Genomic DNA, 13583 nt, shown 5'->3' on the forward strand with positions numbered 1-13583 from the left:
CTCATCCCAATGTCCGGATGGGATCGCTGCCGTTCCAGCCTTCAGCAGCGGCGCGGAAGGCACCGAAGACTTGCGCGGCTATGGGATTGGCCGTGATCAGTTCGGTCAGGTAGCCAAGCTGCGCCGTGGTATCGATGTAGCACGTGCGAGCACCCATCATTAGCCCCTCGAACGCCATCTCCGCGCCGTTGGACAGATAGGCCTCACGCTCGTCGGCATAGTTCTCGCAGTAGAGCCCGGTGTGATGAAAACCCGCCTTGCCGAAAGGCACGACGTCGGTCCACACGCCCGGACGATCATCGAGCGGCTGCACCAGTTCGATTTGCGTGGCCCCATACTGGCCGATGGCGGCGCGGTGCGGGGCAATGTCGGACGGCGTACCGCGGTAGACACCGTCCTCGAAATGCACGTCCTCGAACAGAAAGAACGGTCCCGCGCCGGTCGTCTGCACCCAGTGGCCGATCGCGGTCTCCAGATCGGGCACGACCCAGCACAGCTGCATGATATCCTTGTTGCGATCCGAAGGGGCGATCATGCTGCACGTATTCCCTGTTCCGTTCCCGCGATCCGCCGCGCCTCTGGCGGCAGGCGGTCGATCGTGAATGCGCCGTCGCGAATGACGGCCTTGAGCGCCTCCTGCGGCCGGGCCAGCACGGCGGGATCGGTAACCGGATCGCCATCGACCACGATCAGGTCCGCCAGTGCATCCGCTGCGATCACGCCGAGGCTCGTTTCGCCATCGAGCAGCGCCTCCCCGGCGTTCTTCGTGCCCCACGACAGCACCTGCTCCGCGCTGAGGCCCGGAACCGCCGCATAGGTCGCGAACTCGCGTCCGTAGTTGCCGACCTGATGATCGAGGGGATCATCCTCGATCATGTCGCGAAACACGCCTGAGTAATCGTCGCCCACCAGTATCCGAACGCCTGCAGCCTGTGCGGCGGGGAGTGTTTCCAGCACATGCTCGTAGAGCTCCTGCATTCGCGCATCGCCCCAGCCCAGCTGCAGCAGGCACTGGAGATAGACCACGCTCGGCACCCAGAACGTGCCCTTGTCCACCATCGCGGCAATCACCTCGGCATCGACTTCGTCACCGTGATCGATGATGTCGACGCCCAGTTCGATGCACTCCATGATCATCGCCTTGTCGGCGACATGCGCGCGCACCTTGGCACCACGTCCATGCGCTGTCCGGACGATCATCTCGATCTCATCCCGATCCATGTTGCGCGAAACGCGGTTCGGAAATCCGTGCCCCTGGCTGGCGAAAATCTTGATCGTCTGCGCGCCGCGCCGGGTATATTCGCGCACGATCTTGCGCATGTCCTCGGGCCCGTCGAAGAACACGTCGGTGCCGGGCGTCACCTGCTTGCGCCACCAGCGCTTTCTGTCGTTGAGGTCGCCGGTGGTGCCTATGTGCGGACTGCAGGCCCGCAAGCGCGGCCCCTCCACGATGCCCTCGGCAATCGCGATCTTCAGCTGCGCATCGACATCATTACTGCAACTGGCACCGACATATCCGGTGAACCCGCTCTCCAGCAGAACGCGCCCGTTGCGGATCGCCATGGCCATCATCACGCCGGGCGGAAACTCCTTGCCCAGCGGGTCACCGGCCAGCCCCTCCGCCAGCGTGAACTTGTAAAAGTCCGGATGGAAATGGCAGGTTATGAGCCCCGGCATCAGCGTCTTGCCGCCAAGGTCGATCACTTCCGTTCCGGGTGCAGCATTTCCCGCAGCAATCGAGACAATGCGATTGCCTTCGAGCGCGACCGTGTGCGTGCCCGGCAGCATCGACGTGCCGTCGAAAACCCGCGCATTCGTGAATGTGATCGTCATGCCGGGAGCCTATTCCGCCCGCACTGGCGCGGCCATCGCAGCCGGACCGAAACTTAGAACAGCGTCAAGGGCCGTGCCAAACATGGCCCTGCACCTAGGCTTCGCGGCGCCGGAAGGTGAGCGGCAGGCGTTCCAGCGTCTGCGTTGCCAGCGTCGGCAGATACGTCAATTCGCTTTCAGGCACCGCCAGCCTGATGTCCGTGAGCCGCCGGATGAATTCCTGCGCCGCGACCTTTACTTCCATCCGCGCGAGCGCAATGCCGACGCACTTGTGAATGCCCGAGCCAAACGTGAGGTTTGCCCCCACATTGGGCCGGTCGATATCGAGACGCTCCGCATCGGGGAAGCGGTTCTCGTCGTAGTTGGCGGAGGCATACATGACGCAGATCTGCGACATGGCGGGGATCATGGTGCCGCCCACCTCAACATCCTTCATCGCCGTGCGGAACAGGCCATGCACAGGTGGACGCAGCCGCAGCACCTCCTCCACGAACCGGCTCATCACCCGGTCGTCGCCGACTTGCGGATAGAGCTTCTCGGCCAGCCCCTCATGCGTGGCCAGAACGTGAAGCACGTTGGCGATGCCGGCGGCAGTCGTATCGTTGCCTGCAATCAGGAAAGCACGCACCGTCGCCACCAGTTCCGTAAAGGCCAGCTTCGGGTTTTCCTCGTCCGCAAGCTGCGCGGTGACGAGGTCGGAGATCATGTCCTCGCGCGGGTTTTCTTGCCGTTCGCGGATCTCGCCAATGATCGTGTTTTGCAAGTCGCAGATGGTGCGCGCATTGACGATCATCTCCTCGTGCGTCTGCATCCGCCCGATCTGCGCGAGGATCGCGTTGGTCCACCAGGCTATCTTCGCTGTTCCAATCTTCGAGAAGTCGAGCCCGAGTTGTTCGCAGATGAGATGCGCGGTCAACGGTCCGCCAATATCGAGTATGCCGTCGCACTGCCCCTTGTCCGCGACCTGCTCGATCAGGTCCGCGACGATCTGCCGTATGCGGGGCTCAAGATCCTTCACGCGGTGCGCGGTGAACGCCTTCTCGGTCAGCCGCCGCAACCGCGTGTGTGCAGGCGGGTCGATGGCCAGATCGCGGATGAAGCCGCCGCCTTCGCGGTCTATGATGGCCGCCAGTTCCTCGACGTGGCCATTGGCGTAGCGATCCTGATAGCCATGCTCGAGCGAGAAGGTGTCAGAGTCACCCAACACCTGCTTCGCATCATCGTACCGGGTGACGAGAAAGACATCGAGGCCGGGATCGTAATAGACCGGCTTTTCCTCACGCAGCGCGGCGTAGAAGGGAAACGGGTCGTTGCGGATCGCCGGATCGAGCCGGGTTTCGTTCCCCGTGATACGGGCTTCGGCGGTATCAGGCATTCTGGCTCTCCGCTGCGTAGGGGCGGATTTTCCATTCGGAGGTATCGAACGACGCGATCCCCAATGTCTCCGCTTCGTCTTCCGCGACAATGGCATCCCACTGCGCCGCGACGTCCTCGATTGTCAGCCCCGGCATCGATATCCCCCGCGTGCGACCGATAAAGGTGCGTTGCACTGTGCCACCCACGGAATCGATGCACTCGCCATTGGCCTTGCAGTCCTCGTGACACAGCCATGCGAGCGCCGGCGAGGACAGTTCCGGCGGCAGGTTCGCCCGCGAATGCTGCAGCATCGGCGAGTCCTCCTCCAGCATGGCCGCGACCATGCGCGTGAAGGCGCCGGGGCTCATAGCGTTGACCTGAATACCCAGACGTGCGCCTTCCGCCGCCAATGCCCGTGTCAACGACCACAACCCACCCTTGCTCGTGGCATAGGCCGCCTGATCGGCAAATCCGGTCATCGAAAACGAGGTGCTGTTGACGATCCGGCCATACCCTTGCGCCTTCATGTGCGGCCATGCCGCCCGGCAGCAGTAGTAGGCGCCCATCAGGTTGATCGCGACGTGCCGGTCAAAATCATGTGCAGTCATCACGTCAAACGGCGCACCGATCGAGATTGCAGCATTGTTCACGAGGATGTCGATCCGCCCGAAGCCTTCGAGCGCCGTGTCTATGATCGCCTGCCCGCCTGCCTCGCTGGCAACCGATGCCGTGCTGGCTACCGCCCTGCCCCCGGCCTCGCGGATTTCCTGCGCCACTGCCTCGGCATCCGCCCGCCCCGTATAGCCCGGCGTTTCCGGATCATGACCGATATCGTTGACCACGACGCTTGCACCGCGTTCAGCCAGCAACATGGCATGAGCGCGGCCAAGACTGGGATTCCCGCCTGCTCCGGTCACCACCGCAACCCGGCCGTCGAACCGCAGCAAATCACTCATGCGGCCCGCACGCTAATTAGTTCATAAAGATGATCGATCGGCATTCAGGGGCCTCGCAAGGGGATAACTCCCCTCGCGTATCACCCGCCTGCAAACCGCCTCAACCGGGCGAGACGCGCTGCTCCGCCTAATGCAAGAACGTTCGTTTCGCTTGTTCCAGCCTAGACGAAGCGGCTGTCAGGCGCTGAACGCGTCGTGCCCGGAAGGTCCCGGTTGATCCGCAAGTCGCCCCGGCAAATGGCGCCCGCCATGATAGTTTCATAGCCCCCGGAGAGCCGTTCGCTCAACTCGTCGAAATCAAGGTTGCGGTCTGCCCATTCGACACAAGTGGCCCCCAGATAGAGCATGAGTTGCTCGGCGAGCAGCCGGGCACTGATATCATTGCGCACCACGCCGGAGCGCTGCTGCTGCATCAGGAAGCGGTGCATTGTCTTGATCTGCTGTTCGCGGAAATCGTAGAAAATCTGCCGCGCGTCCGAGAAATAGATCAGGCACACATTGCGGCTGAATTCGGGATTGATGCGGATCGATTTCAGTTCCCGGTCAAGCATCGCCGACGGGACTTCCGGATCGAAAGGATCGGGGGTGGCCGTCAGGTTCACATAAATCGAGTATTCGTTGATCGCCTCGGTAATCGCCAGATCGCGCGGGCCAACGAGATTGTAGATCGTCTGGACTGCATGGCCGGACTGTTCGGCGATCCGGCGAACCGTCACGCCGTCGAGTCCATCCTCTTTCAGCAGACGCCGGATCGTGGCGAGAATGGTCGAACGCCGCTGGCGCTGATTATACCCTGGAGTACGCGCCCTGCTCACGCCGGGCGATACAGCACGCCCTACCGGCTGGCATGGGTCGAATATGACAGGTGTGGACTCCGGTGCGCTTGCCGCTGCCGTCGCAATCGGGCTTGCCATGGGCCAGTTCTCTCCTCCTCACCTCACCGCGACATGTTCTTTTGATGTCCGGTTACCCGGAACGCGGTTCGACTTGGGCGAGTTTGTCCCCTTACCCGTTTCCATGCAAGGCTATTAACCGCACAGAACAAGACTCAGGTTCGTTCCAGACAATCGCATTTGCAGCCGCGGCCCGCATATTTAACCCCTCTGTCGAAGCAAAAGTTCAACGCCTCACCAAGACGGAGTTCACAAGCCGATGGGAACGACTGCAACGAAACGCCCGCCGGCAGAGGAGATCGTCCTTTATGAAAAAGACCCTGCGACCAAGATCGCGACGATCACGCTAAACCGTCCGGAAGCGCTGAATGCACCAACAATAGCTGCCCGCCAGCGCTTCGCCGACCTGGTCATGCGGGCCAATGTCGACGACGATGTGAAAGTGCTGATCGTGCGCGGCGTCGGCAACCACCTCGGTAGCGGCGCAGACCTGCCGGAAATGGACGGTATGTGGAGCGAAGACCCGGACTATTCCTGTCTGCCCGAATTCCGCATCGGCGAGAATGAAGGCGTGAACTACCCTCCCAAGGGCTCGTTCCGCTATCTTGCCAACATCACCAACCTCTACGCCAATTCCAACGCGGGCCTGCGCAGCCTGCAGGATTTCAAGAAGATCTCGATCGTCGAGTGCAAGGGCTATTGCTACGGCTGGCACTTCTATCAGTGCGCCGATGCCGACATCATTGTCTCCTCCGATGATGCGCTGTTCGGCCACTCCGCCTTCCGCTACGTTGGCTGGGCAGCCAGGATGTGGCAATGGGCGCTGATGATGGGCCTCAGACCCTTCATGGAGATGGTCTTCACCGGCCGCCCCTTCACCGCGCAGGAGATGAAGGAGCTGCATTTCGTCAACTCCGTCGTCCCGCGCGAAAAGCTGGAGGCCGAAACGATGAAATACGCCCTTGCCTGTGCCCGCAACCGCCCGGTCGACACGGTGGTCATGCAGAAGATGTTCTTCGAGGTCTTCAAGCAGCAGCAGGGCGAATACATGGGCTCGATCATGTCGGGCTGGCTGGAATCGATGCTGCCGATGATGCAGCCCGATGCCGACACCGGGATCGGCGTCGATGCCGAGACTTTCGAGAAAGGCCTCGCCAACGCCGTGAAGGACAACGACCGGCAGTTCCCGCCCGACTGGCGGCTCAGCATGAAGGGCCGCAAGCAGCCCTGACTAAAAGCTGGCCTTACTACAGGCGCGCTTCGAGCCGGAAACGTCCCGGATAGGCGGGTACTGAACTGATGCGCCCGTCGGTCAGGGCCCGTCCCATGGCGAAGTGATATACCGTCTGGAACGTCTCGCCGGTCAGCCCCAGCACACGGTGGATTTCGTCGTCGAGAAAGCAGCCGATCCCTGTTCCGGCGTGCCCCGAGGCTTCCGCTTCCAGGTAGAGCCGTTGTCCAATCAGACCCGCCTGCCAGTGTACCTTGCGATAACGCCACGGGTCCGCGGCAATCGCATCGCCAAAATCGGCAATCATGCTGAAGGTGACGCAGGCATCCGCAGCAATGGGCTGATGGCAGCACAAGGCCCGCACCAGCTTGCGGAAGTCTCCTTTCGCGAGCAGCCGGAGCGCCGGAACACCGGGCAACTCAGGCACTTCCTGCCAAGCGAGATCGCCTTCCATCGCAGCACGAAGGCGGGTTTCGTCCGTCGCATGGGCTGGCAAGGCGTACAGCCCATTTTCCAGCCCCTCCACATTGTGCACGAAGGCCAGCAGATGCAGTTCGCTCTCCCCCAGCACTTGCGAGGCGGAATCGAGTACGCGCGAAAAAGTTCCTAAATTCATTGCATGATCGCGCGCATAGCGCTGGGCGCTGCGACGCTGCAGAATGATCTCGGTCGCGCGGGCGTCCGGCGCATCCGATGCCGGTGCATTGCCGAGCAAGTCGAGGCTCCCGATCCTGCCACGGCTGGCTTCGGCCACGCTGTCGATCGTTGGCCAGCGATACATCGGGTGCGGATCGAGAAGATTGGCGACGCCCGCCCAGCGCGGTTCGCCGACGCATTTCGGGGCAGGTATGTCGCCGCCCGCAGCCTGCTTCGGATCGGCCTCGATGTGGACAAGGACTTCCGGGTCTTCCCGTTCGGCGCGCCCGAATTCGTGCTCGCGGTCCAGCCCGAGCAGCGCGCCAAGCGCGTCCGTCCCGATCCCCGGCACCACGCGCGCTCGCCACCCCAGTAATGAGCAAGCAGCCGCAATCGCGCCAAGAGCATGACCTACATCGAGCTGGCAATACCTGAAGGCGCGCTCGCCATATTTCCAGGCCTCGCGCCAGTGGATCGAACTCAGGCCTATCCAGAGGCCGGGCCGTTCGAGGATCGTTGAGCGCCGCAGTTCCAGCCCGTGCTCAGCCGGCCTGTAGTGATGAACTCCATCCGGGATGCCGCCGATCCCGCGCGCGACGATATAGCCTTCGGTCGGATGGAGGTTTCCGCTGGAAGGGTTACAGCGCAGCGCCCAGCGGTCCGGCCCATATTCCTTGATGGCAGCAAGGCCCAGCGATAATTCCAGCAGCGCACCGACGCTGCGGACGTCAGGGGCTACAGGCGTAACCGGACATTGTCCGGTCAAGGCCGCGAACGGCGTTTCGATCCCGTCCGACACCAGCGGCAGCAACGTCACCGGCGCGCCCGCGAAATGCCGGTAGGGAGATGGCTGGGCGTCCCAGTCGAGTGTTTCCGGCCCAGCGGCATAGCCATCCTGCCGATGCTTGGTCCGGCGATGATAGGCCAGAACTACCTCTGCCCGTTCCCGCAAATTCCCTTCCGCGATATCGAGCATGAGCACTGTACCTTCCTGCAAATCGGACCATTACAATCTTTTTTTGCAAACAAGTTTCATGCCATCGGTCGAAATTGCCCGGTTCTTGCTTGGCATGCTCCGACGCAACAAAGTGCCGGGGAGTAAGCCATGTACGACGTCGCCATAGTCGGAGCAGGCCTGAGCGGGCTTGCGCTGGCCGAATTGCTGGAAGCTCAGGGCCAGTCCGTAGTCGTGCTGGAAGCGCGCGAGCGCCTCGGCGGGCGCATTCTGACGGAGATCGATCCGGAAAGCGGCCTTGCCGTCGATCTCGGACCGACATGGTTCTGGCCCCACCGCCAGCCCTTCGTCGCCGCGCTTGCACAACGCCTTGAAATTCCGTCATTCCCGCAAAGGGATACGGAACAGAACCTGTCGCTGACGGATGTCGACAAAGGGCCGCAGCGGACCTCGGACCTCCCGCTTCACGATGGTGCACATCGCCTGGTCGGAGGCATGGCGCAGCTGACGAAGGCCCTTGCCGCGCGCCTTTCATCTACCGAAATCCGGCTCGGCCACATCGTCCAGGCCCTGTTCAACGAGGGCAATCATGTGCGCCTGACATGGTGCTCCGGCGCGGGCAATGGCGAAGTTCTGGCACAGCGTTGCGTCATGGCCCTGCCGCCGCGGCTTGTCGGGTCCCTGACATTTTCTCCCACATTGGACCGGGCGACCCTGTCGGCTCTGCAACACACGCAGACCTGGATGGCGACATCGGCAAAGACCGGGGTCGCTTGCGCCAGTCCCGTCTGGCGCGAGGCAGGCCTGTCGGGATCCGCTTTCGTGACTCACGAACAGGCCGTGCTCGCCGAGACCTGGGATGCCTGCGACGCTGCGGGCGATCGTGCCGGCATTGGCGGTTTTGTAAGCCTCAGCCCTGCCCTGCGCCGCGATTTCGTCGAAGGCCTGCCGATGCTGATCGCCAGCCAGCTGACCCAGCTATACGGCACCGAACTGGAAACACGAGTGCAGTACTATCAGGACTGGGCCGCCGAGCCGTTCACCTGCAGCACCGCCGATCTCGCTCAGGCGCCAGACGACCATCCTCCTGTCGCCGACAGCGTGCTGCGCGGAGCCTATTGGGCCGAGAAGCTCTACTTCGCCGGCGCCGAGACGGCAGCGCACGATCCCGGCTACCTCGAAGGTGCTCTCGATTCCGCCCATCGAACCGCGCTGGCGATCCGCGAAGCGCACGAACGCGCCGACCTGCTTTCCCGGCCGGTGAACGCCGCGTCCCTGCAAAGCTTCGGTGAATGGATCGCGGACCAGCGTGCGCCAGGGTTCTCGACCTATCGCGCCACCCTGTCGCGCAGCCTGATGCGGCAGGAGCGCGAACAACTCACGCAGCGTGCGCTGCTGGCCGCCGCCGAAGAGGTCTTCGCAAACGCGCTCAAGCAGCTCGGTGAATTGTCCTTCGACGGAGCAGGCGCTTCGGTATCACAAGGCCGGTCAAGCCTGCTTCCCGCCGTGCAAGCCCCGTTCAAGCCCTTCCTCGACGGGCTGATCGCGGAAGTCATGGAATTCAACGCGACGTCCTGCGCGCTTTCCAACTTCCCCGACGAGCACAAGCCGCCACGGGAATACGTGAACGCCATGCTGCGCGATATCGCCGCCGCATGGGTGGAATTCTCGCAGGATGCCAACCTGCTGCTGCTGGGCTGCCATGGCCCGGACGTCAGCGTGGGAGCAGCCTGATGGCCAACATGTGCCTCTACATGGCGCCGGGTTCGTGCTCGACGGCAGCCAACATCCTGCTCGAGGAAGTCGAGGAAGTGTTCGAGGTTGCGGTGATAAACATCCCCGCCGGGGAAAACCGCAAGCCCGAATACCTAGCGATCAATCCGCGCGGGACTATTCCCAGCCTGCGCCTGCGTGACGGCAGTGTGCTGACCGACCTGATCTCGATCGCCGAGTGGCTCGGGCGCAATTGCCGCCGTGGCCGCTACTGGCCCGCCGACCCGGCCCTGCAGGACCGTGCCCGCAAGATCATGCGCCATGTGACGGAAAACGTGCACGGACTGGGCTTTGCGCGGATCTTCGTGCCGGAAGCTTACAGCTGCGATCTCGAGGAAGCAGCGCAGGCCATGGCAGAGGGACGCCGAATCGCCAGCCACGCGCTGAATGAAGCCGCCGCGATGCTCGATGAAGAGGGCTATGCGCTGGGTGCTTTCAGCGTGGCGGACCCGATCCTGTTCTACGTCGAGTTCTGGGCCGACATGACCGACGTGCCGCTGCCGCCGCGCCTGCTCAAGCACTACCAGCTGATGCTGGGACGCGACGCGGTCTACCGCGTGCTGCGCGAGGAAGGTTACGACCCCGGCCGGCTCGGTAAGACCACTGAAAGTGCCTGACGATTTCCCAACCCTCTGGACGGAGGACTACCATGAGTGAACTGTTCGTCATCTGCGAAACCGTGGAAGTGCAGGAAGAGGACGTGCGCAGCTTCGTGCTCGCCCGCACGATCGACGGGAAGATGGAACCCTGGCCCATCATCGTCACCCGCAAGGGAGGCAAATACCTCGCCTACGAAAACGCCTGCCCTCATGACAGCAAGCGCCTCGACACCGGCACGGGCGAGTTCTTCGACGAGGAAGGCAATTTCCTCAAGTGCAGCGCCCATGGCGACCTGTTCGACATCGAGGACGGCAAGTGCTTCATCGGCCCGGCCAAGGGCAAGAGCCTGAAGCCGATCGAACTGATCATCGACGATGGCGACATCTGCATCATCGACGATACGCTGACCGACGAAGACGGCATGCACCTCGAAGAGCCGGACGCGCATCCGGAAGTGATGATCACATCCGACTGAGCGGGACTGCCCGGAGGAGGCTCAGCCCTCCTCCGCGTCCTGCCGGTTGCGCATCCAGTCGGCCAGCTTCTTCATGGACTCCCGGATGTTCTGGCATGCGCCTTCGTCCGCCACGGTCTCTGCTAGCGCGCCGTCCATGCACAACATCCAGGCATCACGCGCGGCATCGCCGATGGGAAAGCCCATGTGCCGCTGGCGCAGGCGCGGATGCCCGCGCTCCGAAGAATAGAGATCGGGACCGCCCAGCCATTCGGTGAGGTAGCGCTTGAGCACGCGCTTCACCGGCTCAAGATCCGGATCATGCATGTCGCGGATGCCGCGCGCTTCGACCAGCGTGTCCATGCGGTGGTAGAAGGATTCGACGAGGCGGTCGATGGTATGCTCCCCGCCGATCCGCTCGAACATGCTCACATTGGCTTCCGTCATCCGGTGGGCGAGTCCTCAAAGTTCATTTCAACAGGGTCCTCGTCGATCATCGTCACAAGCGCACGCGCAAGTGCGCCATCCGCACCGTATTCGTAACGGTGAGACAACTCCACTTCACCATAAACCAGCTTGTCGAAACCGGCCAACCGCTCAGCATCATCGAACCAAGCCCGGATGAAGGTGTTGCGGTTCGCAATCTGCCCTTCGTCGATGGGCCCAACGAGACGGAACGGCAGATCGACACCTGAATAGGTGACGAAATAGCGAAAGGCCTGCGCCTCGGGCGCAGCCTCGGCCAGAGCGTTCATACCGTGATCCTAGCTTACGGCGTCCGCAACGCCGACGGTCTGGATCACCTCGAAGCCCTCGAATTTCGGCGGGCCAATGTAGAGCGGCTTGCGGTCCCCGGCACCGGCATGAGCCTTGCGGAATGCCTCGGAGGTCGTCCACGCCTCGAAGTCGGCCTTGGACTGCCATACGGTGTGCGAAGCGAACAGCGTGTGATCTTCCGCCTCGGGCCCGCGAAGCAGGTGGAATTCGACGAAACCGGGCACTTCATGCAGATGGCTGTCACGGGTCTTCCAGACCGTCTCGAAAGCCTCTTCCTCGCCGCGGATCACCTGAAAACGGTTCATGGCGATAAACATCGGCTGCTCTCCTCTCGATTGGTTATGCGAACGCCGCTGCAGGCCAAGCTGTGCCCGGCAACAGGAGGCGTCAATGATTCTGATATCAGTCCGGCTTGCCCCAGGATACCGTGCCCGGTACCAGCTGCGACTTGATGCCCGCTTTCACAATGTCCTCCAGCGTACGGTACAATGTCGCTTCATGGACGAGCGTGCCTCTGGGTGTCATGACCGCGACATAGCGGGCCACATTGTCCACATCGCACGTGAAGTCCTCGCCGGGGTCGTCGGTACTGCGTAAATTTCCATTCCAATCAACGAAATACCCTTGCGCATCTGCCATCGTTCACTCCCCGGCTGGCGTGTCGGCCCGCAGACCGGCACCCGAGATACAGCAAGGTCCATGCCATCGCGCAGCCCTGCGAGATTGATCTCCATCAAACGTCAATTGGGGATCACACGCTACAGTTTCCTTTTTGCACGGGAACCACCATGAGCGGCCAGCCAGTCGAGTTTTTTCACGAGATGCGCGAAGGTTTCGGCCGCATCCTGGGGCACGAAGCGGCCACTGGCACGGCAGCGGCAATTACCCTGGCCGAAAGCGCCTTTGACTGGTTCGAAGGCAACATTGATGCACAGACAGAAAGCCAGCCGCAGACGGCCTGCACCAAAGGCTGCCCGACCTGTTGCACGCTGCGCGTCACCGCTACCGCGCCAGAAGTGTTCCTGATGGCCCACTATATCCGCATGGTGGAAGCAACGCCCCAAGGCGAGCAGTTGCAGCTGACCCGGCGGATCGTGCTGGCGGAGGAGGCGACGCGCGGCAGGTCGGAGCAGGAAAGGCTGACATCGGGCCGCCCCTGCCCCATGCTGATTGACGGGGCCTGCATTCTGCACCCTGTCCGCACGCTCGCCTGCAGGGGCCATGCCGCCTTTTCCGAGGAACAATGCCGCGCGGCCGCAAGCGGCGAGGACATCGAGGTTGGCGTCTCTGAACCGCACCTGACACTCAGGGCACTGGTACAGAGCGCGCTACAGGCGGCTTTGAGGGACCGTGGCCTGCCATGGGGCCTGTATGAACTCAACCAGGCTCTCGCGCTTACGCTGGCAGAGCCGGACCTGATCGACGAATGGTTCGACGGTACCGACGGCCTCGCTCCGGCGGCTGTCGAAATCGATCTCGGGGCGCTCGGTCAGGCGTTCGACGAGCTGCGAACGATCAACTGAGCGCCTCTCAGAAGCCGATTACTCGATCCCTTCCTGCCAGGCCTTGCTGTTGATGGCGGCCTGAAAACGCGCCTGCGCGTATCGGGGATCAGAGGTAAACTGCGCCTGATTCTCATAGAGCGCAGCCTTGGCCTTTTCCGCCTCGTCCCGCGTCAATGAGATACGACCGGCCACATGCGTTGCCTCGGGCGCGCAGGACCGGATCTGCACCATTCGGGGATGGGTGAGGATGTCGGTGACGTCCATAGACTCCGGCTTGCCATCCAGCGTCACGGCAAGACCTATGACTTCGACCTTCCGGCCGTCCTGTGTCATCTTGATAAACGTGGCCATGGCTAGCTCCTGTCCATGATTGACCTGTGTCGTTGTACCCCCGACATCCTCTCCCGCATCCCATCGGCCAGCAGTGGCTCTTCAAGTGCGGTAACTATCCCGCTCTCTTATTCCGCTGCGGCCTTCTCGGCGTCCTTGATCAACATGCGCAGCCGCTGCACTTTTTCAGGGTTCCACATGTTACTTCCGTAGTAATCCACCAGATACCAGATGTCGTTGTAATCCTGGGCACTCAGCTTTTCGTCCAGTACTTCACTCATCGT

At 62.3% G+C, this 13583-nt stretch carries 17 protein-coding genes; 5 read left to right on the forward strand and 12 right to left on the reverse strand.

Going from position 1 to position 13583, the window contains the following annotated elements:
• Position 1: 1 nt before the first annotated feature.
• The 5 genes from MTR64_RS04375 to MTR64_RS04395 form a co-directional block, all read right to left on the reverse strand.
• Positions 2 to 535, reverse strand: a complete 534-nt coding sequence (locus MTR64_RS04375; protein ID WP_243991185.1) for a VOC family protein — start codon at positions 533 to 535, stop codon at positions 2 to 4.
• Complete coding sequence (locus MTR64_RS04380) at positions 532 to 1833, reverse strand: amidohydrolase family protein (RefSeq protein ID WP_243991186.1); 1302 nt, start codon at positions 1831 to 1833, stop codon at positions 532 to 534. Before MTR64_RS04380 ends, MTR64_RS04375 begins: the two co-directional genes overlap by 4 nt.
• Positions 1834 to 1927: 94 nt before the next feature.
• Positions 1928 to 3208: a cytochrome P450 gene (locus MTR64_RS04385; RefSeq protein WP_243991187.1), complete on the reverse strand. Its 1281-nt coding sequence runs from the start codon at positions 3206 to 3208 to the stop codon at positions 1928 to 1930.
• The gene (locus MTR64_RS04390; RefSeq protein WP_243991188.1) at positions 3201 to 4145 is read right to left on the reverse strand and encodes an SDR family NAD(P)-dependent oxidoreductase; all 945 of its coding nucleotides are present in this window, start codon (positions 4143 to 4145) and stop codon (positions 3201 to 3203) included. Before MTR64_RS04390 ends, MTR64_RS04385 begins: the two co-directional genes overlap by 8 nt.
• 161 nt (positions 4146 to 4306) lie before the next feature.
• On the reverse strand, positions 4307 to 5059 hold the full coding sequence (locus MTR64_RS04395) for a TetR/AcrR family transcriptional regulator (protein WP_243991189.1): 753 nt from the start codon (positions 5057 to 5059) through the stop codon (positions 4307 to 4309).
• 238 nt (positions 5060 to 5297) lie between these two features.
• Here MTR64_RS04395 and MTR64_RS04400 point away from each other — a divergent pair, with 238 nt between their 5' ends.
• A complete protein-coding gene (locus MTR64_RS04400) occupies positions 5298 to 6269 on the forward strand; it encodes an enoyl-CoA hydratase/isomerase family protein (RefSeq protein ID WP_243991190.1) in 972 nt (323 codons plus the stop codon).
• Between the two features lie 16 nt (positions 6270 to 6285).
• Here MTR64_RS04400 and MTR64_RS04405 read toward each other — a convergent pair whose 3' ends face one another.
• Entirely contained in the window at positions 6286 to 7881 is a 1596-nt protein-coding gene (locus tag MTR64_RS04405) for a nitroreductase family protein (RefSeq protein ID WP_243991191.1), read from the reverse strand.
• A gap of 129 nt (positions 7882 to 8010) precedes the next feature.
• On the opposite strand from MTR64_RS04405, the gene MTR64_RS04410 reads away from it, so the two are divergent.
• From MTR64_RS04410 to MTR64_RS04420, 3 genes are read left to right on the forward strand one after another with little or no spacing between them, the layout of a single operon-like run.
• On the forward strand, positions 8011 to 9594 hold the full coding sequence (locus tag MTR64_RS04410; protein ID WP_243991192.1) for a flavin monoamine oxidase family protein: 1584 nt from the start codon (positions 8011 to 8013) through the stop codon (positions 9592 to 9594).
• Entirely contained in the window at positions 9594 to 10250 is a 657-nt protein-coding gene (locus MTR64_RS04415; RefSeq protein ID WP_243991193.1) for a glutathione S-transferase family protein, read from the forward strand. Before MTR64_RS04410 ends, MTR64_RS04415 begins: the two co-directional genes overlap by 1 nt.
• A 32-nt stretch (positions 10251 to 10282) precedes the next feature.
• Positions 10283 to 10708, forward strand: a complete 426-nt coding sequence (locus MTR64_RS04420) for a Rieske (2Fe-2S) protein (protein ID WP_243991194.1) — start codon at positions 10283 to 10285, stop codon at positions 10706 to 10708.
• Positions 10709 to 10729: 21 nt separating this feature from the next.
• On the opposite strand, the gene MTR64_RS04425 is transcribed toward MTR64_RS04420, so the two are convergent.
• From MTR64_RS04425 to MTR64_RS04440, 4 genes are all read right to left on the reverse strand, one after another.
• The gene (locus MTR64_RS04425; protein ID WP_243991195.1) at positions 10730 to 11134 is read right to left on the reverse strand and encodes a group II truncated hemoglobin; all 405 of its coding nucleotides are present in this window, start codon (positions 11132 to 11134) and stop codon (positions 10730 to 10732) included.
• Positions 11131 to 11442 (reverse strand): DUF6156 family protein, encoded by a 312-nt coding sequence (locus MTR64_RS04430; protein ID WP_243991196.1) that lies wholly within the window; start codon positions 11440 to 11442, stop codon positions 11131 to 11133. The genes MTR64_RS04425 and MTR64_RS04430 overlap by 4 nt, the downstream gene beginning before the upstream one ends.
• Before the next feature lie 9 nt (positions 11443 to 11451).
• The gene (locus MTR64_RS04435; RefSeq protein WP_243991197.1) at positions 11452 to 11781 is read right to left on the reverse strand and encodes an antibiotic biosynthesis monooxygenase family protein; all 330 of its coding nucleotides are present in this window, start codon (positions 11779 to 11781) and stop codon (positions 11452 to 11454) included.
• Between the two features lie 85 nt (positions 11782 to 11866).
• A complete protein-coding gene (locus MTR64_RS04440) occupies positions 11867 to 12103 on the reverse strand; it encodes a hypothetical protein (protein WP_243991198.1) in 237 nt (78 codons plus the stop codon).
• 149 nt (positions 12104 to 12252) lie between these two features.
• Between MTR64_RS04440 and MTR64_RS04445 the strand changes: the two genes are divergently transcribed.
• Positions 12253 to 12987 (forward strand): hypothetical protein, encoded by a 735-nt coding sequence (locus MTR64_RS04445; protein ID WP_243991199.1) that lies wholly within the window; start codon positions 12253 to 12255, stop codon positions 12985 to 12987.
• A gap of 18 nt (positions 12988 to 13005) precedes the next feature.
• Here the strand turns inward: MTR64_RS04445 and MTR64_RS04450 are convergent, their stop codons facing one another.
• Complete coding sequence (locus MTR64_RS04450) at positions 13006 to 13320, reverse strand: hypothetical protein (protein ID WP_243991200.1); 315 nt, start codon at positions 13318 to 13320, stop codon at positions 13006 to 13008.
• A 107-nt stretch (positions 13321 to 13427) separates the two neighbouring features.
• The gene (locus MTR64_RS04455; protein WP_243991201.1) at positions 13428 to 13580 is read right to left on the reverse strand and encodes a hypothetical protein; all 153 of its coding nucleotides are present in this window, start codon (positions 13578 to 13580) and stop codon (positions 13428 to 13430) included.
• Between the last annotated feature and the right edge of the window lie 3 nt (positions 13581 to 13583).

The sequence above is a fragment of the Novosphingobium album (ex Hu et al. 2023) genome (assembly GCF_022832385.1).
GTDB lineage: Bacteria > Pseudomonadota > Alphaproteobacteria > Sphingomonadales > Sphingomonadaceae > Novosphingobium > Novosphingobium album.